The organism is Mycobacterium dioxanotrophicus, assembly GCF_002157835.1.
Lineage (GTDB): Bacteria > Actinomycetota > Actinomycetes > Mycobacteriales > Mycobacteriaceae > Mycobacterium > Mycobacterium dioxanotrophicus.
Genome location: NZ_CP020809.1, coordinates 5,595,998 through 5,617,816 on the forward strand (window position 1 = coordinate 5,595,998; position 21,819 = coordinate 5,617,816).

General features: G+C 67.5%; 21 protein-coding genes. 8 read left to right on the top strand and 13 right to left on the bottom strand.

Annotated features, from left to right (window positions below):
- Positions 1 to 69 precede the first annotated feature (69 nt).
- Genes BTO20_RS27255 through BTO20_RS27275 form a run of 5 tightly spaced genes read right to left on the bottom strand, consistent with a single transcriptional unit; the run spans position 70 to position 4,862 of the window.
- Entirely contained in the window at positions 70 to 636 is a 567-nt protein-coding gene (locus tag BTO20_RS27255; RefSeq protein ID WP_087079091.1) for a pentapeptide repeat-containing protein, read from the bottom strand.
- Positions 637 to 640: 4 nt separating this feature from the next.
- A complete protein-coding gene (locus BTO20_RS27260; RefSeq protein ID WP_087079092.1) occupies positions 641 to 1,240 on the bottom strand; it encodes a GTP-binding protein in 600 nt (199 codons plus the stop codon).
- A complete protein-coding gene (locus BTO20_RS27265) occupies positions 1,221 to 1,589 on the bottom strand; it encodes a DUF742 domain-containing protein (protein WP_087079093.1) in 369 nt (122 codons plus the stop codon). Before BTO20_RS27265 ends, BTO20_RS27260 begins: the two co-directional genes overlap by 20 nt.
- 7 nt (positions 1,590 to 1,596) lie before the next feature.
- Complete coding sequence (locus BTO20_RS27270; protein WP_064946806.1) at positions 1,597 to 2,007, bottom strand: roadblock/LC7 domain-containing protein; 411 nt, start codon at positions 2,005 to 2,007, stop codon at positions 1,597 to 1,599.
- Positions 2,004 to 4,862: a HAMP domain-containing sensor histidine kinase gene (locus BTO20_RS27275; protein ID WP_157680338.1), complete on the bottom strand. Its 2,859-nt coding sequence runs from the start codon at positions 4,860 to 4,862 to the stop codon at positions 2,004 to 2,006. The genes BTO20_RS27270 and BTO20_RS27275 overlap by 4 nt, the downstream gene beginning before the upstream one ends.
- Positions 4,863 to 5,155: 293 nt before the next feature.
- On the opposite strand from BTO20_RS27275, the gene BTO20_RS27280 reads away from it, so the two are divergent.
- The gene (locus BTO20_RS27280) at positions 5,156 to 5,620 is read left to right on the top strand and encodes a tRNA (cytidine(34)-2'-O)-methyltransferase (protein ID WP_087079095.1); all 465 of its coding nucleotides are present in this window, start codon (positions 5,156 to 5,158) and stop codon (positions 5,618 to 5,620) included.
- Positions 5,621 to 5,650: 30 nt separating this feature from the next.
- On the opposite strand, the gene BTO20_RS27285 is transcribed toward BTO20_RS27280, so the two are convergent.
- A complete protein-coding gene (locus BTO20_RS27285) occupies positions 5,651 to 6,304 on the bottom strand; it encodes a nitroreductase family protein (protein ID WP_087079096.1) in 654 nt (217 codons plus the stop codon).
- 22 nt (positions 6,305 to 6,326) lie between these two features.
- Between BTO20_RS27285 and BTO20_RS27290 the strand changes: the two genes are divergently transcribed.
- Entirely contained in the window at positions 6,327 to 6,740 is a 414-nt protein-coding gene (locus BTO20_RS27290; RefSeq protein ID WP_087079097.1) for a TIGR03667 family PPOX class F420-dependent oxidoreductase, read from the top strand.
- Between the two features lie 9 nt (positions 6,741 to 6,749).
- Here the strand turns inward: BTO20_RS27290 and BTO20_RS27295 are convergent, their stop codons facing one another.
- The 3 genes from BTO20_RS27295 to BTO20_RS27305 form a co-directional block, all read right to left on the bottom strand.
- Entirely contained in the window at positions 6,750 to 6,980 is a 231-nt protein-coding gene (locus BTO20_RS27295; RefSeq protein WP_087079098.1) for a hypothetical protein, read from the bottom strand.
- 167 nt (positions 6,981 to 7,147) lie between these two features.
- The gene (locus tag BTO20_RS27300; protein ID WP_087079099.1) at positions 7,148 to 10,459 is read right to left on the bottom strand and encodes an error-prone DNA polymerase; all 3,312 of its coding nucleotides are present in this window, start codon (positions 10,457 to 10,459) and stop codon (positions 7,148 to 7,150) included.
- Between the two features lie 36 nt (positions 10,460 to 10,495).
- A complete protein-coding gene (locus BTO20_RS27305; RefSeq protein WP_087079100.1) occupies positions 10,496 to 11,074 on the bottom strand; it encodes a dihydrofolate reductase family protein in 579 nt (192 codons plus the stop codon).
- A gap of 121 nt (positions 11,075 to 11,195) precedes the next feature.
- Here BTO20_RS27305 and BTO20_RS27310 point away from each other — a divergent pair, with 121 nt between their 5' ends.
- Positions 11,196 to 11,660 carry a DinB family protein gene (locus BTO20_RS27310; RefSeq protein WP_087079101.1) on the top strand — a complete coding sequence of 155 codons (465 nt, stop codon included), beginning with the start codon at positions 11,196 to 11,198 and terminating at the stop codon, positions 11,658 to 11,660.
- Between the two features lie 12 nt (positions 11,661 to 11,672).
- Here the strand turns inward: BTO20_RS27310 and BTO20_RS27315 are convergent, their stop codons facing one another.
- A complete protein-coding gene (locus BTO20_RS27315; protein WP_087079102.1) occupies positions 11,673 to 12,527 on the bottom strand; it encodes a helix-turn-helix transcriptional regulator in 855 nt (284 codons plus the stop codon).
- A gap of 86 nt (positions 12,528 to 12,613) precedes the next feature.
- Between BTO20_RS27315 and BTO20_RS27320 the strand changes: the two genes are divergently transcribed.
- From BTO20_RS27320 to BTO20_RS27335, 4 genes are all read left to right on the top strand, one after another.
- Complete coding sequence (locus BTO20_RS27320; RefSeq protein ID WP_087079103.1) at positions 12,614 to 13,390, top strand: SDR family NAD(P)-dependent oxidoreductase; 777 nt, start codon at positions 12,614 to 12,616, stop codon at positions 13,388 to 13,390.
- A gap of 27 nt (positions 13,391 to 13,417) precedes the next feature.
- Entirely contained in the window at positions 13,418 to 14,350 is a 933-nt protein-coding gene (locus BTO20_RS27325; protein ID WP_232490870.1) for an SMP-30/gluconolactonase/LRE family protein, read from the top strand.
- A 16-nt stretch (positions 14,351 to 14,366) separates the two neighbouring features.
- Positions 14,367 to 15,230, top strand: a complete 864-nt coding sequence (locus BTO20_RS27330; RefSeq protein WP_087079105.1) for a 3-hydroxyacyl-CoA dehydrogenase family protein — start codon at positions 14,367 to 14,369, stop codon at positions 15,228 to 15,230.
- 79 nt (positions 15,231 to 15,309) lie between these two features.
- Positions 15,310 to 16,272 carry a hypothetical protein gene (locus BTO20_RS27335; protein WP_087079106.1) on the top strand — a complete coding sequence of 321 codons (963 nt, stop codon included), beginning with the start codon at positions 15,310 to 15,312 and terminating at the stop codon, positions 16,270 to 16,272.
- A gap of 20 nt (positions 16,273 to 16,292) precedes the next feature.
- Here the strand turns inward: BTO20_RS27335 and BTO20_RS27340 are convergent, their stop codons facing one another.
- The 3 genes from BTO20_RS27340 to BTO20_RS27350 form a co-directional block, all read right to left on the bottom strand.
- Positions 16,293 to 17,846: an APC family permease gene (locus BTO20_RS27340; protein ID WP_087079107.1), complete on the bottom strand. Its 1,554-nt coding sequence runs from the start codon at positions 17,844 to 17,846 to the stop codon at positions 16,293 to 16,295.
- Entirely contained in the window at positions 17,846 to 18,733 is an 888-nt protein-coding gene (locus BTO20_RS27345) for a universal stress protein (protein WP_087082771.1), read from the bottom strand. The genes BTO20_RS27340 and BTO20_RS27345 overlap by 1 nt, the downstream gene beginning before the upstream one ends.
- Before the next feature lie 110 nt (positions 18,734 to 18,843).
- Complete coding sequence (locus tag BTO20_RS27350; RefSeq protein WP_087079108.1) at positions 18,844 to 19,713, bottom strand: MaoC family dehydratase; 870 nt, start codon at positions 19,711 to 19,713, stop codon at positions 18,844 to 18,846.
- Positions 19,714 to 19,771: 58 nt separating this feature from the next.
- Here BTO20_RS27350 and BTO20_RS27355 point away from each other — a divergent pair, with 58 nt between their 5' ends.
- Positions 19,772 to 21,817 carry an SDR family oxidoreductase gene (locus BTO20_RS27355; RefSeq protein ID WP_087079109.1) on the top strand — a complete coding sequence of 682 codons (2,046 nt, stop codon included), beginning with the start codon at positions 19,772 to 19,774 and terminating at the stop codon, positions 21,815 to 21,817.
- The last annotated feature ends 2 nt before the right edge of the window (positions 21,818 to 21,819 follow it).

A 21,819-nucleotide genomic window follows, 5' to 3' on the forward strand; every position in this document is an offset into this window, starting at 1 on the left:
GCGAGCAGACATTCGGGTACGCCAAACGCGGCGTGTCGGGGACTTTGACGTCTGCTCGGCGAAGAACAGTTACCCGCCGACGGCGAGTCCGTGGGCGGCCGCATAGGCCAATGCCTGCTCGATGTCGACCTTGGCGCCACGCAGCTTCGCCGTCGTCCAGAACGTGGGGTCGACGCGGGAGGCGCGCAGATCAGCCTCTTCGAGCTTGGCGTCCTGGACCCGGGCGCCGGTCAGGTCGGCACGCCGCAGCACTGCCTTGCGCAGATCGGCGCCGACCAGACTGGTTTCCCGCAGCCGGCAGTCGGACAGGTCGACGCCGCGCAGATCGCAGCCGCCGAGAACCGCGAGCGTCAGGTCGGACTCCACCAGGGTGATCGGCCGCAGCCGCGCTTCGGTGAACACCGAACCCAACAGGCTGCAGTTGGTGAACGTGCTGTGCCACAGCGTGGCCCGCCGGAACGTGCAGTTGCGGAACGCCGAGCCGGAATGCTCCGACTCGGACAGGTCGACGCCGCTGAAATCGCACTCGGTGAAGACCACACGCTCGGTGCGCAGCCGGCTCAGAGCTCCGTCGTATTCGTCGGCACGAAAATCGACGCCGACGAATTCCTCGTCGACCCAGGACAGGTCCGCCACGGGCTCAGCCCGGCAGTGCCGTCAGGCTGCTGAGTGAGTATTCGGTGATGGCGATCAGCGCAGCCTTGGCCGAGTTGCGGTCCCGGGCGTCCACGGTGATCACCGGGATGTGGTCGGGCAGCGCGAGCGCCTTGCGCACGGCTTGCGTGGGGTGCCGCGGTGCGTCGTCGAATTCGTTGACGGCGACGATGAACGGCAGGTTGCGGGCCTCGAAGAAGTCCACCGCGGCGAAGCTGTCCTGCAGCCGGCGGATGTCGACCAGCACGATGGCGCCGATGGCCCCGCGAACCAGGTCGTCCCACATGAACCAGAACCGGCGCTGGCCCGGAGTGCCGAACAGGTAGAGGACCAGATCCTCGTCGAGGGTGATCCTGCCGAAGTCCATCGCGACCGTGGTGGTCCGCTTGTCCGGGGTGCCGTCGAGGATGTCGACGCCTTCGGAGACGTTGGTGACCAACGCCTCGGTCCGCAGCGGCATGATCTCCGAGACCGAACCCACGAACGTCGTTTTGCCTGCCCCGAAGCCGCCCGAGATGACGATCTTCGTCGACGCAGCCCGCCGCCGCGGTTTGCCGTCGGCGCGGTCAGAGTGCCCGTAGACCACGCAGGGTCCTTCCTATCAGTTCGCGGCGCTCGTCGAAGGTCGTCGAGTCGTCGAGGGTGGTATGCACCCGTAGATAACCCTGCGTCACCAGGTCCCCGATTAGCACGCGCGCCACGCCGAGCGGCAGGGACAAATGTGCCGCGATCTCCGCCACAGATGGGCTGTCGACGCACAGTTCCACGATTTGACCACGGACATCACGCGCCGACCAACGCGGTTCACGCGCCGGGGACTCCAATGTCTCCACCGGTGCCTCCAACGGCAGGTGGACGCGAGAATCGGTGCGGCCAGCGGTCAGCGTGTACGGACGGACCAGGCTCGGTTGCTCGGCGGGATCAGATGCGTCCATGAAGCGCTCACGAAGGTTGGGGTGCCCGGCGCGACGACTGCACAACGGCGCCGACGCGCTCCACCAGGATCGCCATCTCGTACCCGATCTGCCCGATATCGCAGGACCGGCCGGCCAGCGTCGCGAGGTTCGAACCGTCACCGACCCGCATCAACAACAGGTAGCCGTTGTCCATCTCGACCACCGACTGCAGCACGTTGCCGCCGTCGAAGAGTTGCGCCGCACCCGTGGCCAGGCTGGCCAACCCGGACGCCACCGCCGCGAGTTGGTCGGCACGTTCGATCGGCATGTCCTCGCTGGCCGCCATCAACAGGCCGTCTGCCGACACCAGGACGGCATGCGACACCCCGGACACCTCGCGGGCGAACTTGGACACCAACCAGTCCAGAGAATCGCGCTGCGCTCCTCCACGGGTCATTCGCTATCTGTTCCTCTGGTCTCTCGGGCGTGCGACCGGCCGGCGGCCACGCCGCCGAAATGGTTGCTGATGCTCGCGCGGACGGCCTCGGGATCACGCGGCTGGAACGCCGCGAATACGCCGCTGTCAGGTTTGTCAGCCGATGCTACCGCTTGCGCGCTGTCGTCATACCGGTGTGCTCCGCGGTTGCGGTGCCGGCCGTTGAGTTCGGCGACCGCCGCGACGCCGCCGGGGACGAGGCGGGCACCCGGCGTACGCATGGGCAGACCTTCTTCGGTGTGCTGCTCGACGGGCGCGTCCTGCGCCGCGGCGGCGACGGTCCAGCCCTTCTCCCAGACGGTCTTCCAGTCCAGGTCGGCGCTGCGGACGTGGGTCGTAGGGTCGATGTCCCATTCGGTCACCATCGACTGGTAGATCGCGTCGCCGTCCCCGGCGGTCGTCGCCGGTTGCGGCTCGTCGGCCGCGGGTTGCGGCGCGGCGGGAGGGGCCGGCGGGGTGAACTCCGGCTGTGCGCCGTTGGAGGCGGCCTGTGCGCGCGAGGCGAAGAACGCCGAAGTGTTGGTGACCGCCGTGTTGGTCAGCGCCCCGTCAGCCGTGTCCTGGCTGGGATGCTCCTCGTCCTCGGTCGGCCACTGCTGCGGCCACGAGGCGGCCGGCTCGCGCACCGGCAGCGCCTCGGCCGCCGGTTCCACCGCGGGTTCTCCGGCCGCGGGCTCCGACGGCTCGGAGGTGATCGGCGCAAGCGTCGGGGGCAGCTCGGATATGCCGCTGGCGCCAGGGTTGCGCTGCGGCAGCAATCCGAACGGCGCGTCGGCGTGGCCGTTGCGCAGCGGTTGGGCGACGTCGGCCGAACCGCCCGGCCGGGCGTCGAGGCCCATCGCCGCGGCCAGTCCCATCGGGGCGTCACCGGACGCATTGGCCGCCGGGCGCGGCGCGGGGGCCAGGGACACCCCGTCACGCACCAGCAGCTCCGCCGGAATGTAGATGCCGGCGGTGGTGCCGGAGTTCGGTTCCTCGGCGATGGTGCTGCGCAGCCGGACCACCAGCCCGTGCTGGGTGGCCAGCCGCCCGACCACGAACAGGCCCATGTGGCGCGCGGTGTACGGGTTGACCTCACCACCGGACTGCAGACGTGTGTTGGCCACCCGCAGATCGGCCTCGGTCATGCCCAGGCCGATGTCGCTGACCTCGATGACCAGCCCGCCGGTGTCGGCATACACGGCCGACACCCGGACCTGGGAGATGGGCGGCGAGTAGCGCAGCGCGTTGTCGAGCAGTTCGGCCAGCAGGTGGATGAGGTCACCTGATGCCGATCCGACGACCTCGGCCTCGGCGACGGTGGCCGTGATGACCCTGGCATAGTCCTCGACCTCGGAGGCCGCGGCGTTGATGATCGTGTCGATCGCGACCGGGTCTTTGTGCTCGCGAGTCACCTTCGAGCCCGACAACACCAGCAGGTTGGCGCCGTTGCGTCGCATCCTGGCAGCCAGGTGGTCCAGCTTGAACAGGCTTTCCAGCCGGTCGGGATCGTCCTCGTCGCGCTCGAGCCGGTCGATCAGGGACAGCTGCTGGTCCACCAGCGAACGGCTGCGCCGCGACAGCGTCTCGAACATGTCGGACACCTGCGACTGCAGCTGAGCTTGCTCACCGGCCAGGAAGACGGCCTGCTGGTGCAGTTCGTCGACGGCGTGCGCCACCTGGCCGACCTCTTCGGTGGTGTACACGGGCAGCGGCTCGACGATGCCGGGCTCACCGCCGCTGCGGACGCGTTCGATCTCGGTCGCCAGATCCTCGTGGGCGACTTTGAGGGCGCTGTCGCGCAGGGTCCGCAGCGGACGCACGAGTGACCGCGCGACGAGCAACACGATCACCAATGCGCTGACGATGGCGATGGCAACCAGAATCGCGTCACGGATGGCCGCGCTGCGCTGATGGTTGGCCTCGGCGTCGACGGCGGCCGGGATGGATTCGGTGAAGTCGCCGATCATCTGCTCGGCGACCTTGTCGGTGGCTTGCAGCGACGCAAGCAGATCGGGGTTGTCGACGAGCGGGATCGTCGGATCGGACAACATGCCCAGCCGCTTGACCATCTCCGAGCGCAGCGTCGCCGCCTGCTCCGAGGCCCCGCCCAGCACCTTTGCCATCGCCGTCACGGTCGACGGTTCGGTACCGGCCAGCGCGACCATCGAGCTGCGCAGGACCGGCTCGGGCAGGTCGCCGCCGCGGGTGACCAGCAGCCGCTGCATCATCATCTGCCCGCGGGCGCCGATGGCCCGGGACAACGCGTCGGCCTTGAGCTGCACGTTCTGGTCGTCGGTACGTGCCGATCCGGTGATCGCGGTCTCCGCGGTGAGCAGCAGCGACCCGTACCCCATCACCCGCGTCCGCAGGTCGACGGCGTTGGCCATCACCGCACCGACCAGTTCCTGGCCCTTGTCGATCAAGCTGTTCACCGATTGTGCGACGTCGTCGGCGACCTGGGTGGAGTCCGTGCGCTGACGCAGGTCGTTCTTGCGCGCGGTGAACTCCGCCACCGCGGCCTGGCTGTCACCACCCTCGGTGGCGGCCACCATGACGCTTTCCAGCGCCGCCATGTATTTGTCGACGTCCGGGATCATCTCGGCGCGGTCTGCCGCCAGGCGCAGCCGGGATGCCTCGACAGAGCTGCCGTAGATGCGCAATCCGCCGAACACGATGGCGAGAATCAGCGGCACCATGACGATGGCGAGCACTTTCCCGCGGACGGGCCAGTTGGCAGGCGACCAACGCGACGGTCGCTTTGCCGGCACGTGTGGCGTCGACGCGAATTCGACCACCGTTCCGTCGGCCTGTTTGAGCTGCGAAAAGGCGGTCATCGGCATCCAACCCTGCTACCGGCCGCATCTCGGCACTTCGGTCCTGAGGCGTGATTCATTAGGCTTCCTGCTAATTTCGCCCACGCTTGGGCGGGCGTCACTACGCCTGGCAATTCGACGAGTATGACAGCCGCTGGCGAGCGTTTCCACAATTCTTACTGAACAGACAGAGTTCGTGACCGAGCCGTAGCGCAGTCGTGTGGTAATTGAGCAAAGCTCGCAACCATCGCTGATCTTGTCGATGGCCGTCGCCGGGAGTACGGTGCAGCGGCCCGCCGTACGATGACCTCGAAATGTTCCGGTTGTTGTTTTTCTCGCCTCGAATCGCCCCCAATACGGGTAACGCGATCAGGATGGTCGCGGCCACCGGCTGCGAGTTGCATCTGGTCGAGCCACTGGGATTCGATCTGTCGGAACCCAAACTGCGCCGCGCGGGGCTCGACTACCACGACCTGGCGTCGGTGACCGTGCACCCGGATCTCGCCACCGCGTGGTCGGCGCTGATGCCCGCCAGCGTCTATGCGTTCACCGCGCACGCATCGACGCCATTCGCCGATGTCAGCTACCAACCGGGCGATGTACTGATGTTCGGACCGGAACCGACCGGTTTGGATGCCGAGACGCTCGCGGACCCGCATATCACGGGCCGCGTGCGCATCCCGATGCTCGACGGCAGGCGGTCGCTGAACCTGTCGAACGCCGCCGCCGTCGCCGCGTACGAGGCATGGCGGCAACACGGCTTCACCGGCGCCGTCTGAATCCCCCATATATAAGGCCCCGCGGGTGACTCACCAGGTGTCCCAGTGCGTGAGCTGCTCGGCCGGTAGCCGCTTGGCCGGCTTGAAGTCGGTGCCCTTGGTGTACGCGATCGGGAACAGCCCGGCCTGCGCGTACTTGTCGAACGGAATGCCCAGCACCTCGGCGGCCTGCTTCTCACCGTCGCCCAACAGGTGCAGCGTCGTCCACGCCGAACCCAGGCCCCGCGAGCGCAACGCAAGCATGAAGCTCCATGCCGCGGGCAGCAGTGAGCCCCAGTACGACGCCTGCATGCCGGCAGGCGCTCCGTCGGGGCGACCCTCCAGGCACGGCACCATCAACACGGGTGCCTTCTCGAAGTTCTCGTTGAGAAACTTCGCCGAGCTCATCACGGCGCCGATCTGCTCGTCGCGGATGTCGCCGCGCTCGGGTGCGGGCAGGTCGAGGTAGGGGTTGGCGTTGGAGCGGTAGATGTCGGCCAGCGCCTTCTTCTTCGCCGGGTCCGTGACGAAGACCCACTGCCAGCCCTGAGCGTTGGAACCGGTCGGCGCCTGCAGCGCCAGGTCCAGACACTCCATGATCACCTCGCGCGACACCGGCTTGTCGAAGTCGAGTCGCTTGCGCACCGATCGAGTGGTGGTCAGAAGTTCGTCAGTGGACAAGTTCAGGTTCGAATCGGCTGTCATGGCGCGAGACTACATTCGGGCCATGAGTGCTGAGTTGACAGCGGAAGTAATCGAACGCCTGACCACCGACCACTACGGCTGGTTGACCACCGTCGCGAAATCGGGTCAGCCCGTGCCCCGGTTGGTGTGGTTCTACTTCGACGGCACCGATGTCGTCGTGTACTCGATGCCGGGTGCGGCCAAGGTCCGCCATGTGACTGCCCATCCGCAGGTGAGCCTGAACCTGGATTCGGACGGAAACGGCGGCGGCGTCATCGCGGTCGGGGGTCACGCGGCGGTCGACGCCACCGACGTGAACCCGCGCGAGGACACCGCGTATTGGGACAAGTACGCCGCCGATGCGGAGCAGTTCGGATTGACCGAGGCGATGGCCGCGTACAGCACGCGGCTGCGGATCACCATCGACAAGGTGTGGACCACTCCGACCGGCGAATGAGCACCGGGCTCAGCTGGCCTGCCGGGCCGCGATGTGCCACGCCCCGTGGTGGTTGTGCCAGCCGGGCTGGGCGTTGGGGGCCGGGTGCGCGTGCACCTGCGGGCTGAAGGAGTGGCCCGGACCGGAAGGCGCCGTGGACGTGGTGCTGGCCGACGCGGTGCCGGCCAGGCCGAGGGCGGCGCCGCCGATGATGCCGGCGGAGATGATCGGGAGAGCGATTGCGCTTGCGATGCGGATCATTTCTGTAATCCTTTGGGTGAGTTGGGTTTTCGTTTGTCTCGTCGGCTTGTTTCGCCGTTGAGATAAGAATGCCGCCCAACGTGGCCCGAGTCTGTCGCCCTAGTGGTGGATGCACCCGATGAATGCGGTGTCCTCCGATCGGAGGAACGCCCCCTACCAGCCGGCCGTCAGCGGAAGTCCCGGGACCGGGACACCACCTTGAGGTCGACGGCGCTCATCCGGTCGGCCAGTACGGTGACTGCGCCGCTGGCGTTCTGCACGATGCCCCGGATGACCAGCGCCGACGCCGTCTGCGCCAGCTTGCGGTGGCGCGCCCACACCCCCGGCGCGCACAGCACGTTGACCATGCCGGTCTCGTCTTCCAGGTTGACGAAGGTGACGCCCTGCGCCGTCGCCGGCCGTTGCCGGTGAGTCACCGCTCCCGCCACCAGGATTCGGGTTCCGTCCGGGATCTCCAACAGTCTGTTGGCGGGCACGACACCCAAGGCCTCGAGGTCCTCCCGCAGGAACTGGGTGGGATAACTGTCCGGCGAGACACCGGTGGCCCACACGTCGGCGGCCGCCAGCTCCAGATCGGTCATCCCGGGCAGCGTCGGGATGTGCGATGACGACCCCACCCCGGGCAGGCGGTCGGGGCGCTGGGTGGCGGCCGCACCCGCCGCCCACAGTGCCTCCCGTCGGGTGATCCCGAAACACCCCAGGGCGCCCGCAGTGGCCAGCGCCTCAGTCTGCGGGACGCTCAGCTGCATCCGGCCGGTCAGGTCGAGCAGAGTTGCGAACGGCCCGTTGGCATCCCGATCGTCGACGATGCGCTGCGCGAGATCGTCGCCGATGTGCCGCACACTGCCGAGCCCAAGCCGAACCTCCGTCCCGTGGTTCTCGCATGTGGCGTAGGCCAGGCTGGCGTTGGCGTCGGGCCCGTGCACCGTGACGCCGTGCCGCCGGGCATCGGCGACCAGCGACTGCGGCGAGTAGAACCCCATGGGCTGCGCCCGCAGCAGCGCCGCACAGAACGCGGCGGGGTGGTGCAGCTTGAACCACGACGAGTAGAACACCAGCGACGCGAAGCTCAGCGAATGGCTTTCCGGGAAACCGAAATTGGCGAAGGCCTCCAGCTTGTCGTAGATCCGGTCGGCCACCTCACCGGTGATGCCGTGTTTCTCCCGCATGCCGTCGTAGAAGCGCGAACGCAGCCTGCGCATCTTCTCGGTGGAGCGTTTGGATCCCATGGCCCGGCGCAACTGGTCCGCCTCGGCCGCCGAGAAACCCGCGCAGTCGACGGCCAGCTGCATGAGTTGCTCCTGGAACAGCGGGATGCCCAAGGTCTTCTCCAGCGCGGGCTTCATCGAATCATGGTCGTAGGTGACTTCTTCCTGTTCGTTGCGCCGCCGGATGTAGGGGTGCACCGAGCCGCCCTGGATCGGGCCGGGCCGGATCAGCGCCACCTCGACCACCAGGTCGTAGAACTCGCGCGGTTTGAGCCGCGGCAGCGTCGCCATCTGAGCCCGCGACTCGACCTGGAACACCCCGACCGAATCAGCTCTCTGCAGCATCTCGTAGACCGCGGGCTCACTCAGGTCCAGCTTGGCCAGATCAACCTCGATGCCCTTGTGTTCGGCAAGCAGGTCGATCGCATAGTGCAGCGCCGAGAGCATGCCGAGCCCGAGCAGGTCGAACTTCACCAGGCCGATGGCCGCGCAGTCGTCCTTGTCCCATTGCAGGACACTGCGATTCGCCATACGGGCCCATTCCACCGGGCACACGTCGGCGATGGGACGGTCACAGATCACCATGCCTCCGGAGTGGATGCCCATGTGCCGGGGCAGGTTGGCGATCTGGGTGGCCAGGTCGATCACCTGCTCCGGGATGTCCTCGACCTCCGGGGAGTCGACCTTGCCGTTCCACCGGCTGATCTGCTTGCTCCAGGCGTCCTGCTGCCCTTGGGAGAATCCGAGCGCACGGGCCATGTCGCGCACCGAACTGCGCCCGCGGTAGGTGATGACGTTGGCGACCTGGGCGGCGTAATCCCGGCCGTAACGTTCGTAGACGTACTGGATGACGTTCTCGCGCAGGTCCGATTCGATGTCGATGTCGATGTCGGGTGGGCCGTCGCGGGCCGGGGACAAGAACCGCTCGAACAGGAGCTCGTTCTTGATCGGGTCGACGTTGGTGACCTTGAGCGCATAACAGACGGCCGAGTTGGCCGCGGATCCCCTGCCCTGGGCCAGGATGTTGTTCTCCCTGCAGAACCGGGTGATGTCGTGCACCACCAGGAAATAGCCCGGAAAAGTCAGCTGCTCGATGATGTTCAGTTCATGCTCGATCTGCGCATAAGCCTTGGGCGCCTGCGACGGCGGACCGTAGCGTTCGGCCGCACCGGCCATGACCAGGTGTCGCAGCCAGGTGTCCTCGGTGTGTCCATCGGGAACGTCGAAGGGCGGCAACTGCGGGGCGATGAGTTCCAGCCGGAACGCGCACTGGTCACCCAGATCTGCTGCTGCCGTGACGATTTCGGCACCGAACAGCTGCGCCATCTCCTCCCCCGAGCGCAGATGCACCCCACCCAACGGGGCCAGCCAGCCCGCCGCGGCCTCCATCGAGTTACGGGCGCGGATCGCCGCCATGGCCATGGCGAGGCGTCCGCGGGAGGGCGCGGCGAAGTGCGCGCCCGTGGTCGCGACGATGTTCACCCCGAACCGCGGCGCCAGGTCGGCCAGCGCGGCATTGCGTTCGTCGTCGCGCGGCTGGCCGTGGTGGGTGAGTTCGACGCTGACCCGCCTCTGCCCGAACCGGTCCACCAGGTCCGCCAACGCCCGCTCGGCGGCCTCCGGGCCACCGTCGGACAATGCTTGGCGGACATGACCTTTGCGGCATCCGGTGAGGATGTGCCAGTGCCCTCCTGCCGCCTCGGTGAGGGTGTCGAGGTCGTAGCGAGGCTTTCCCTTCTCACCGCCGGCCAGGTGAGCCCTGGCGATCTCGCGCGACAATCGCCGGTAGCCTTCGGGCCCGCGGGCCAGCACCAGCAGATGCGGGCCGGGCGGATCCGGGACGTCGGTGCGGGGCGTGTTGCCCAACGACAGCTCGGCACCGAACACCGTGGCCACGTCGAGTTCGCGTGCGGCCTCGGCGAACCGCACCACCCCGTAGAGCCCGTCATGGTCGGTCAACGCGATGGCCCGCAGATTCAGCCGGGCCGCCTCCTCGACCATCTCCTCCGGGGTGCCGGCGCCGTCGAGGAAGCTGTACGCCGAATGTGCGTGCAACTCGGCATAGGGCACTGCGCCGGACGCGCGGGACACCTCGGGCGGTTGATAGACCCCGCGCTTACGTGACCAGGCCGGACTGTCACCGCCGTCGCCGGACTCTTCCAGCGGGAGCCCGGAGCGGCGCGGCTTGCCTTCCTCGGCGGGCCGAGGCATCCGACCTGAGAGCACCCGCTCCATCTCGGCCCAGCTCGGCGGCCCGTTGTGCCAACCCACCGCGCTAGTTTATCGAACATATGTTCGTACGCGTCACTACGGATGCAGGGAGGGCCGGTACGTGAGCTCTTGGATGCGGCCGTCGAGCGTGCGACTCTCGATCAGCTCGAGGTCGAAGTCGGCCGCACCCCGGAAAATCGGGTCGTCACCGGTCTGACCTGTGATGACCGGGAAGATCGTCACCTGGATGCGGTCGACCAAGCCTGCGGCCATCAGCGCCCGGTTCATCGACAGGCTGCCGTGCGAACGCAGCGGAACGTCGGACTCCCCCTTGAGCCTCGCGACGACGTCGACGGCATCACCACTCACCACGGTCGCGTCCGGCCAGTCCAGCGGCCCGTCCAGGGTGCTCGACACGACCGTCGCAGGCAGGTTCCGCATGCGGGTCACCCAGGGGTCGCCCACCGACTCCTCGGTGCCCGAGTTCAGCAGCGCCGTGAACGTCCGATAGGTATTGGCGCCGAACACCATCCGCTGCTCGGCGCCGTAGAGCGAAAGCCGGTGATCGAGCAGTTCGGGACCCTGCTTACCCCAGTAGCCGCCCCAGTCACCACCACTGATCCCGCCATAGCCGTCGAGGCTGGAAAACACGTCGAAGGTGTACGTGGCAGTCATGGTGCCCTCCTCGGGATGTCCGATTTGTCGATATAGACGTGGCATCGCGGCGAAACTCATCGCCCTTGCCCGAACAGCAAGTCCGCGTGCCAGGTGGCGCCGGCCCGGCCAGACTTGGCACATGCCTCACGACACCCCGCCACCCCGGACCGGGTCCGACGAGACGACGACTCTGCGCGGTTTTCTCGATTACCTCCGCACCTCGATCGCGGCCAAGGTGGACGGGACGCCCGAGCCTGCCGTGCGGACGGCCGCGGTGCCGTCGGGCACCAACCTGCTCGGCCTCGTCGAGCACCTGACGCACGTCGAACGCTGGATCTTCCTCGGGGAGGACGTCACCGACTGGCAGGCGACGTTCTGCGCTCCGCAGGCGGACAGTGCCGCCGACGTCGTCGCCCGCTATCGGGCCACGGTCGCACGCGCCAACGAAATGCTGGACGGCTGTGGCGATCTCAACGCGCCCGTCCCCGGACGCGCCACCCCCAGCCTCCGCTGGGCCCTCACGCACATGATCGAGGAGACCGGGCGCCACGCGGGTCATGCGGACGTCATCCGCGAACTGATCGACGGCTCGACCGGCCGGTGAACCGATGACCGGTCAGCCCGGAACGTCCATGCGTTGCGTGCCCAGAACGGCCAGCAGCCGCATCGCCTCCTCTGACGGCGAGCCCGGTTCCGGCGTGTAGATCACCACGCGTTGATCGCGGTCGGCGATGTCGAGCGAATCACAGTTGACCGCAACCGGGCCGACCACCGGATGGGCGAACGTCTTGCACAGGGTCGGCCGGGCCACGATGTCATGCGCATTCCACAACCGCGCGAATTCCTCGCTGCCGGAACGGAGTTCGGCGATCAGCTCACTGGTCTCCGGGTCATCGGGATACCGTGCGGCAGTGGCGCGCAGGTGCAGTGCGGCAGTGTGGGAGAACTCGTCGGCGTCGGACACCCCGTACAGCCGCCGCCCGTCCGCCGGATGGGGCCCGAGAAACGCCCGTCGCACCAGATTGCGGTCCCGGCGCGACAGCGCCGAGAAGTCCTCCATCAGCGCGCACGCCAGGTCGTTCCAGGCGAGCACCTCATAGGTCGCCGACAGCACGATGGCAGCAGCTTGCGGCAACCGCTGGATCAGGTTGAGGATGCTCGGGCGTACCTCCCGCGGCGGGCCGGGTGGCCGCTGGAGTTCGACGCCGGCCAGCAAGTAGAGATACGCCCGCTCGGCATCGGAAAGGCGAAGTGCGCGAACCAGACCGGAAAGCACGTCACCCGACGGGTGCGGGGCCCTGGCCTGTTCGAGACGCGTGTAGTAGTCGGTCGAGATGAACGCCAGATGCGCGACCTCGTCGCGCCGCAAACCCGGGGTGCGCCGCCGTTGCCCGACAGGCAGACCGACGTCCGCAGGCCGGATCCGCTCGCGCCTGCTACGCAGGAACGCGCCCAACTCTCGCTTGTCCACGCCGCCATTCTCCGTGCGACCGCCGAACGCAGCCAGGTACCGCTGATACCTGGATAAGACCGGCGCGCGCCCGCAGGCTCGCTGTCATGACTTCCCCCACGAAAACCGGCCTGCTGGAAGGCAAGATCGCATTCATCACCGGCGCGGGTCGCGGTATCGGCGCCGCGGCCGCTCAGTTGTTCGCCGCCGAGGGCGCCACCGTCGTCCTCGCGGCGCGGACCGAGAGCGAGCTCAAGGCGGTCACCGAGGACATCCGATCCGCAGGCGGCACCGCCGATTACGTGGTCTGTGACCTGGCCGCCGGATCCAGTGTGCGGGCCGCGGTGCAGCGTGCCGTCGAGCTCTGGGGGCGTCTCGACATCGCCTTCAACAACGGTGCGACGATCCAGCCGCCGGGACCACTGCACGAGGTGTCCGAAGACGACTTCGACCACGTCTACACGGTCAACCTCAAAGGCCTGTGGCTGGCGCTGTCCGCCGAGGTGACCGCCATCAGCGCGACGACCAAAACCGGTGCGATCCTGAACAATTCCAGCATCGGGAGCCTGCACAGCAATCCCGACCTGCCGGCCTACGGAGCGATGAAGCGAGCGGTCAACAGCCTCACCGAGTCAGCCGCCGTGAGCTACGGGCCGCAGGGTATCCGGGTCAATGCGATCGCTCCCGGGCCGACCATGACCGAAATGATCCAGCAGTGGGAGGACGCCAGTCCCGGGGTCGTCGAACGACTGGTCGCGGACACACCTCTGCGCCGCGCGGCGCGGCCCGACGAGATCGCTCAAGCCGCCGCCTGGTTGCTCAGCGACCGCGCGTCCTACGTCACGGGTGCAACGCTGCGGGTCGACGGCGGGACCTGGGTGTGACCGAGGCGACCGGCAAATCCTCGGCTGTTGCCAGCCGGCCCGGGTAGCCTGGCCTCGACCGGGGAGGAAATCGTGTTCCATGAGTTGATCGCGCTGGGTATCCGTTCAGGTGCGGTGTACCGCGTGAACATCGCCGACGGCTCAGCGACACCCGTACACAACGACGGCCTCGGCCCGTCCCCCGACGGCGTGGTGGTGCGTGACGGTGTCATCTACTGGACCACCATGGGCGTCCCCACCCGCGACCCGGCACTCAAAGGCGAAGCCAGCCTGGACTATTCGTCGCGTAACGGGGGTCTGCACGCGGTGCGCCTGGATGGCACCGACGCACACGACGTGATTCCCGTCGGTTCGCTGACAACCGGTAAGCAACTCACCATCGACGCCGCAGGCACCCTCTACTGGGGTGACCGTGAGGGCTGCCGGGTGAGCTGTGTGCGTCCCGACGGCAGCGCCTTGACCGACCTCGTGGTCAACGCCCGTGACGACAGCTGGCTGCAGGAATGCGTCGGCGTCGCCGTCACGTCCACTCACCTCTACTGGACCCAGAAGGGGCCGGCCAAGGGCGGCAAAGGCCGAATCCTGCGGGCCGGCTTGACCATTCCCGCCGGGCAGACCGCGGCCGACCGTACCGACATCGACGTGCTGTGGGATCACCTGCCGGAGCCGATCGACCTGGAGGTCCACGGCGACTGGCTGTATTGGACCGACCGCGGCGCTCCGCCGGCCGGCAACACCCTCAACAGGGCACCGCTACCCGGCCCCGGTGCCACCGGGGTCGAACCGGAGATCCTCGCCGACGGATTCGCCGAAGCGATCGGCCTTGCCGTCGACGAGGACACCGCGTACGTCTCGGACCTCGGCGGGCACATCCGGGCCGTGCCATTGCCCGGGCGTCCCGGGGCCCCTCGGCTGGTCGCCGACATGGGTGAACCGATCTCCGGGATCGCCGGGATCTGAGTCGACAGGAGGGTACATGACCTACGCACACACCTTCGCCGACGTCGAGCACCGCCCGGTCGCCGTGATCGGCGCCGGCACGCTCGGACGGCGCATCGCCCTGATGTTCACCTCCCGCGGCGGCACTGCCCGCGTCTACGATCCGAGCGCCGAACAAGCCACCGCTGCAACGGAATATGTCGCACGGACGCTGACCGGGGTGATCGAGCGCCGAGGCTCGGGTGCGGTCGGTCGCGCCGAGGCCGCCGGGTCGGTCGCCGACGCGCTGAGGGACGCCTGGCTGGTCGTGGAGGCCGTCCCCGAACGGTTGGACATCAAGATCCCGCTGTGGGGCCAGATCGACGCTGCAGCACCCGCCGACACGATCTTCGTGACCAATTCGTCGTCGTATCCGTCCCGGCTGATGACAGAACACATCCGGGACAAGAGCCGGATGTGCAACATGCACTTCTACATGCCGCCCGGGTCCAACGCCGTCGACCTGATGTCCGACGGCGAAACCAGCCGCGAGGTGCTCGACACTCTGTTGGCGGTGCTGCCCGAGTACGACATCCATCCGTTCGAGGCCCGCAAGGAAAGCGTCGGCTTCATCTTCAACCGGGTGTGGGCGGCGATCAAACGCGAGTGTCTCGAAGTCGTCGCCGAGGGCGTGGCCCGTCCGGAGGATGTCGACGGCATGTTCCGGATCAACTGGCACATGCCCGTCGGGCCGTTCCAGATGATGGACCAGGTCGGCCTCGACGTCGTGCTCGACATCGAGAACCACTACGCCGAGGAGAATCCGCACCTTCCGGCGGGGCCACGTGAGCTGCTGCATCGCTACGTCGACGCGGGCAAGCTCGGCGTGAAGACCGGAGAAGGTTTCTACCGGCGCCGCTGAACCGCCCGATCAAGCTGCCAAATTGCTGTGAACACCCTACGATGCCCGTGGGCTGGGGGATCGACTGCAAAGGACGGCAATGGCGTCAACGAAGTACATCGGTTATGTCGGCGGTGTGGCGGTAGCCGTGGGTGTGGGTGCGGCGATCGCCGCTGCCGGCCAGGGCACCGCCAACGCCGACGCGACCGACGGCGGTTCGGCCGCCAAGGACGCCGGCACCAGTACGTCGGTCAATGCCGGGCCCAAACGCTCTGCGCCGGGGCCGGCCAAGACGCTGTCGAAGATCAATGACAACGTGGCGAAGGTCAGCGCTCAGGTCACCAAGACGGCGCACTCGGTGTCCGCGTCGATCTCGGACTCGCTGGCCAAGCCCGCCGCGAAACCGGTGACCAAGGTCGGCAGCAAGCCCACGCCGAGCCCGGCGGACTTCGAGGCCAAGCAGGTCGACCGGCTCAAGAAGATGTTCGAGCCCAGGCAGGCCGCCGCACAGCCCACCGCGCCGAAGCCGGACAGCTCCGTCGACGCGCCGGTGTCACGGGCGGCTGTGCAGGCCGACACTCCTGCACCGACGGCTGCCCCGGCCTGGAGCCCGAATCCGTTCCGTACTGATGATCCGACGCCGACGAACGAGCCCGAGCTGGTGCAGCAGCTCAGCAGCACCCTGATCGGGATCACCCCGGAAGCGTTGCAGCCCTTCACCCGCGAAGGTGTGGAGGCCGGTTACCGGGTCAGCCAGATGGTGCCGTGGCTCAACATCGTCGTGCCTGCCACCAAGATCATCCCGAACCTGTCCCCCGCCCTGCAGAGCGGGGACGACGGGGCACGTGCACGCCAGGTCATCGTCAACCAGTTGCTGATCACCACCCAGCCCGGCTCGATCGCGTTTTACGGGTACGACGAGGTCGCCGATCTGCTCAACGTGGAGCACCCGGCCGACGATCTCAAGCAGCAGGCCTTCGTCACGGCGTGGAACATCCTCGACCCGTTCCACCTGGCGCATGTTCCGGATGAGTCGGGTATCGACCGGACCTACGCCGTGTGACGCGGACCGGCTCCGCCGCGCTACGCCATCGACGGGCTGTCGTGGCGTAGCGTCTCGCCGCGGAAGAACGCCTCACTGCGCGAGCGCCACACGAGCATGAGCACGGCACCGAGCAGCAGGATGCCGAACCCCATGAAGAACACCAGCCCGATACCGCCGATCGCGGCGCCGCTGCCGTTCTCCGGGTTCATGCTCTCCTTGATCGAGAACGCGAAGACTGCGGCGAGGATGATGCCACCGGTCAGCGGGAACAGCAGTTTGAACACGATGTTGTGGGCGCTGGTGAACAGTTCTCGCCGGAAGTACCAGACACACGCGAACGCCGTGATGCCGTAGTACCAGCAGATCATGATGCCAAGGGCGGCAATGGTATCCAGCAGGGCGCTTTCGGAGAGCAGGCTCACCACGGTGTAGAAGACACCCGTCACCACGCCTGCGGTCACCGTCGCGAAGCGTGGCACCAGGTAGCGCGGGCTCACTTCGGCGAACCGAGGTGGGAACGCCCGGTACGCACCCATGGCCAGCATGGCCCGGGCGGCAGGCAGGAAGGTGGTCTGCAGGCTCGCCACCGACGATGCCAGCACCGCCAGGAACAGGAACGGACCGAGCCACTTGCCGAGCACCGGATCGGCCAGTGCGGCGAAGACATTGCTCTCGTTCTCCGGATTGCCAAGGCCGAGGCCGTCTTCCCCGACGCCGGCGTACATCATCACCGCGACCGCGATCAACAGGTAGGTGGCCAAGATGGACAGCACGCACAGCAGCCCCGCGCGGCCTGGCACCTTCGTCGGATCCTTGCTCTCCTCACCCAGGGTCAGGCAGGTGTCCCAGCCCCAGAACGCGAAGATCGATCCGGTGACGCCAACCACGAAGGCGCTGAAGGTGAGTCCGGTCAACGGGTTGAACCAATCGAGGTCGAACGACAATCCGGCCGGCGCCGCACCGCGGCCCACGTGGATGAAGGCCATCACCGCGAAGCCCAGCAGCACCACCATCTGAAAGCCGACCAGCACGTACTGCACCCGCTCACTGGTGGTGATGCCCCGGCTGGCGATGAGGGTCGCGATGGCCAGGAACACCAACGTGGTGGCGATGTTGATGGCCTTGTGCTGCGCAAGATCGGCTATCTGGGGTTGCCCGGCGACCCGCGCGATGAAGAGATAGAAGAATTCGACGGCGATGGCCGCGAGGTTGGACAGCACGATGATGGTCGCCATCACCATGCCCCAGCCGCACATCCAGCCGACGTAGGGCCCGAAGGCCTTGGTCGACCAGGTGAACGACGCACCGCAGTCGGGGGCAACGGAATTCAGTTCCCGATAGGCGTATGCGGTGAGGAACATCGGGATGAACCCGGCGATGAGGATGGCCGGCATCTTCAGTGCGACGGACGCGACGATCAGCCCGATGCTGGCGGTCAGGGTGTAGCCGGGGGCGACCGACGAGATGCCGAGCACGGCACCCGAAAACGTCCCGACCTTACCGGCGGCCAGGCCCTTGGAAACCAGCCCGGCCGCTCCTTCCGCCACCTCCAGCTCGTGATGCGCCACGGATTCCGAAGGGGTTTCAGGCATCACTGACCCTCGCCGTCACTCACATCGTCGCGCGGGACCACAATCATCGGAACATCGACCACCCGCAACATCTTTGCGGCCGTGGAGCCGAGGAAAATGCGCTTGGGTGCGCTCAGCCGGCTGGAACCCACCATCAGCACGTCCCCGTCGTGCCACTCGAGCTTGTTCACCGCGGCTTCCACCGTCGCCCCGTTCACCACCGTCGAGGTCACCGGAAAGCCCTCGGGCAGACTGGCTTTCGCGGTTTCCAAGGTTTCGCGGGCGTGGTCCTGCGCGTGCTCACGAACGGCGTCGTCATCTGAGCGCAACGTACCGAAGGTGGGATCGAGTGCTACCAGCGACACCAGCCGCAGCGGGGTGCCTGCCGCCTTGCTGGCCCGTACCGCGGTGTCCAGCAACCGATCCGCACCCTTGCGCGTGCCGAGTGCGCAGGTGACTTCCCTAACCCGTTCGATCGTCGATTGCCGAGTTCCGCGGGGCGCCACCGCCACTGGGACCGGCGACGAATGCAGCAGTTCGTTGACCACCGAGCCCAGCGAGAAGCTGCCTGCCAGGCCGCCTCCGGAACCGCCGACCACGATGGCCTCGGCGTCGAGCCGCACCGCCTCGTGGATCAGTCCGTCGGTGAACGATTCGTCGAAACTCAGATGACTGTGGGCGACAACGTCGTCGGGTACCGAGGCAACCGCGTCGGCGAGCCAGCCCTTGGCCTGCTCGGCGAGCACCTCTTCATATCCGCCCTTGGGCACCAGTGCGGGCAGGCCCGTGTCCTGAGGTAAGACGATGCATATCTCAACCTCGGCGCCGAGCGTTCGGGCGAATCGCACCGCCAGAGCCAACGCGTCGGCGCCACCGGCTGTGGCGAGATATCCAACGACCAACTTCATCAGGCACCACCGTTCCCGCACTGCGTTGTGCGACCGTAGTCGCACAGATCCTGTCAACCCACGGCGCGGTTTATCAGCGCTTCGCCGAAATTGACCGCGGCGCGGAACAATCAGTCGAGGTACTCGGCGACGCCGTCGTCCAGCACCACTCGCTCGCCGGTGCCGTCCGGTGCGGCGGCGGCGGTGCGGAACACGGCCTTCCCGGGTTCGGTGCGCCAGATCGACGTGGTCAGCGTCTCCCCGGGAAACACCGGTGAACTGAACCGCGACGCAACGGCACGCAGTTTGGTCGCGTTCCCGCCGCACAACTCCGCAACCAGGGCACGCCCGGCCACGCCGTAGGTGCACAGCCCGTGCAGGATCGGTTTCGGGAAGCCCGCGAGGTTCTTGGCGAACCACGGATCGCTGTGCAGCGGATTGCGGTCACCGGACAGCCGGTAGATCAGCGCCTGGTCCTCGCGGGTGGGCAGCGCCAATCGGGCATCCGGTTCGGACTCCGGGATCTCCGGGGCCGCCGGACGCTGCCCGGGCTGTCCTCCGAAACCGCCCTCGCCCCGAATCACCACGGTGGTAAGGGTTTCCACGAGCACCTCGTCGGTCGCCGGATCGGTGCCGATGCCTTTGAACATCACCACGGCGTTCTTGCCCTCACCCTTGTCCTGGATGTCGGCAACCTCGGAGACCACCTTCAGTTTCCCGGCAGGCGGCAACGGTTTTGCCACCCGGATTTCCTGGGAGCCGTGCAGCAGCATCCCGAAGTTGAACGTGCCGATCTTGGCGGCCGCGGCGAAGGGCGAGCACGCGATGATCGCGTAGGTCGGCAGCACCTGCTGCTCGATGTCGTGACTGTTCTCGGTGGTGAACTGCAGATCGTCGAGGCCCGCGCCGACGCCGATGGCGTAGAGCAGGGTGTCGCGATCGGTCCAGTCGAAGACGTACGGATCGGTTTTCTCACCGATGGCGTTGGGGTTGATCGGCATGAATCGGACGATAGACCGTCGGTTGACGTTTGCCCGATCAGGGGCGACCATGTCTGGCATGCGCTATGTCGTTACCGGCGGTACCGGGTTTATCGGCCGCCGCGTCGTCTCCGAAATCCTGGCCCGAGATGCCTACGCCGAGGTATGGGTGCTGGTCCGGCGGGCATCGCTGGCCCGCTTCGAGCAACTGGCCGGCGAGTGGGGCGATAGGGCGAAACCGCTGGTCGGCGACCTGACGGCGCCAGATCTCGGGCTTACCGACGCCGACATCGCCGACCTGGGCTCCGGCGATGACGGCATCTCGCACGTGGTGCACTGCGCGGCGATCTACGACATCACCGTCGGCGAGGCCGAACAGCAGGCGGCCAACGTCGAGGGCACCCGCGCGGTGATCGGACTGGCCCGTCGGCTGGATGCGACGTTGCACCACGTGTCGTCGATCGCGGTGGCCGGCAGCTACCCCGGGGTGTACACCGAGGACGATTTCGACGTCGCGCAGGATCTGCCCACGCCCTATCACCAGACCAAGTTCGAGGCCGAGCTGCTGGTCCGCTCGTCCCCCGGGCTGCGCTATCGCGTGTACCGGCCCGCGGTGGTGGTCGGCGACTCCACCACCGGTGAGATGGACAAGGTCGACGGTCCGTACTACTTCTTCGGCGTGCTGGCGCGGCTGGCCGCCCTCCCCAAGTTCACCCCGGTGATGCTGCCCGACTCGGGCCGCACCAACATCGTCCCGGTCGACTACGTGGTGCGAGCGCTCGTGCACCTCATGCATGCCGAGGGCCGCGACGGTCAGACGTTCCACCTGACCGCTCCGAAAACCATTGGGCTGCGCGGCATCTACCGCGGGGTCGCGGAGGCGGCCGGGCTGCCTCCGTTGCGCGGATCGCTGCCTCGTGCCGCCGCCGCACCGGTGCTGCAGGTCAGCGGACGGGCCAAGACCGTGCGCAACATGGTGGCCACACAGCTGGGTATCCCCGGCGAGGTGCTCGATGTCGTCGACCTGATGCCGACCTTCACCGCCGAGTACGCAGAAGAGGCGTTGCGCGGCACCGGTATCACCGTGCCCGAATTCGCTTCCTACGCACCGCAGTTGTGGCGGTACTGGGCGCAGCATCTCAACCCCGACCGGGCCCGCCGCGACGATCCAGCCGGCCCACTGGTCGGCAAGCACGTGATCATCACCGGCGCCTCCAGCGGCATCGGGCGGGCCTCGGCCATCGCGGTGGCAGAGCGCGGCGGCTGCGTGTTCGCGTTGGCCCGCAACGGCGAGGCGCTCGACGATCTGGTGTCCGAGATCCGGGCGGCGGGCGGGCAGGCGTACGCCTTCACGTGCGACGTCACCGATTCGGCATCGGTCGAGCACACGGTCAAGGACATCCTCGGCCGGTTCGGCCATGTCGACTACCTCGTCAACAACGCCGGCCGGTCCATCCGGCGTTCGGTGGTGAATTCGACCGACCGGCTGCACGACTACGAACGCGTGATGGCGGTCAACTACTTCGGTGCCGTGCGCATGGTGCTGGCGCTGCTGCCGCATTGGCGTGAGCGCCGGTTCGGCCACGTGGTCAATGTGTCCAGCGCGGGTGTGCAGGCCAACAGTCCCAAATACAGCGCCTACCTGCCGAGCAAGGCCGCGCTGGACGCCTTCTCCGAAGTCGTCGGCACCGAAACCCTCTCGGATCACATCACCTTCACCAACATCCATATGCCGCTGGTGAAGACGCCGATGATCGCGCCGTCACGCAAGCTCAACCCGGTGCCGCCGATCTCGGCCGAACATGCCGCGGCGATGGTGGTCCGCGGGCTGGTCGACAAACCGGCCCGCATCGACACCCCGCTGGGCACACTGGCCGACTTCGGCAATTACCTGACCCCGAAGCTGTCCCGCCGGGTGTTGCACCAGTTGTATCTGGGCTACCCGGATTCGGCGGCCGCCCGCGGCGAGGCGCTGCCCGAACCGTCCGGGCTCGCTGCGGTCAGCAGTTCGCCGATGCGCCGACCGAAGCGTCCGACCCGCACCGGAGCATCGCTGCGGGTGCCGCGCGCGGTGACCCGCCCGGTCAAGCGCGCGGTTCGGTTGGTGCCCGGAGTGCACTGGTGACG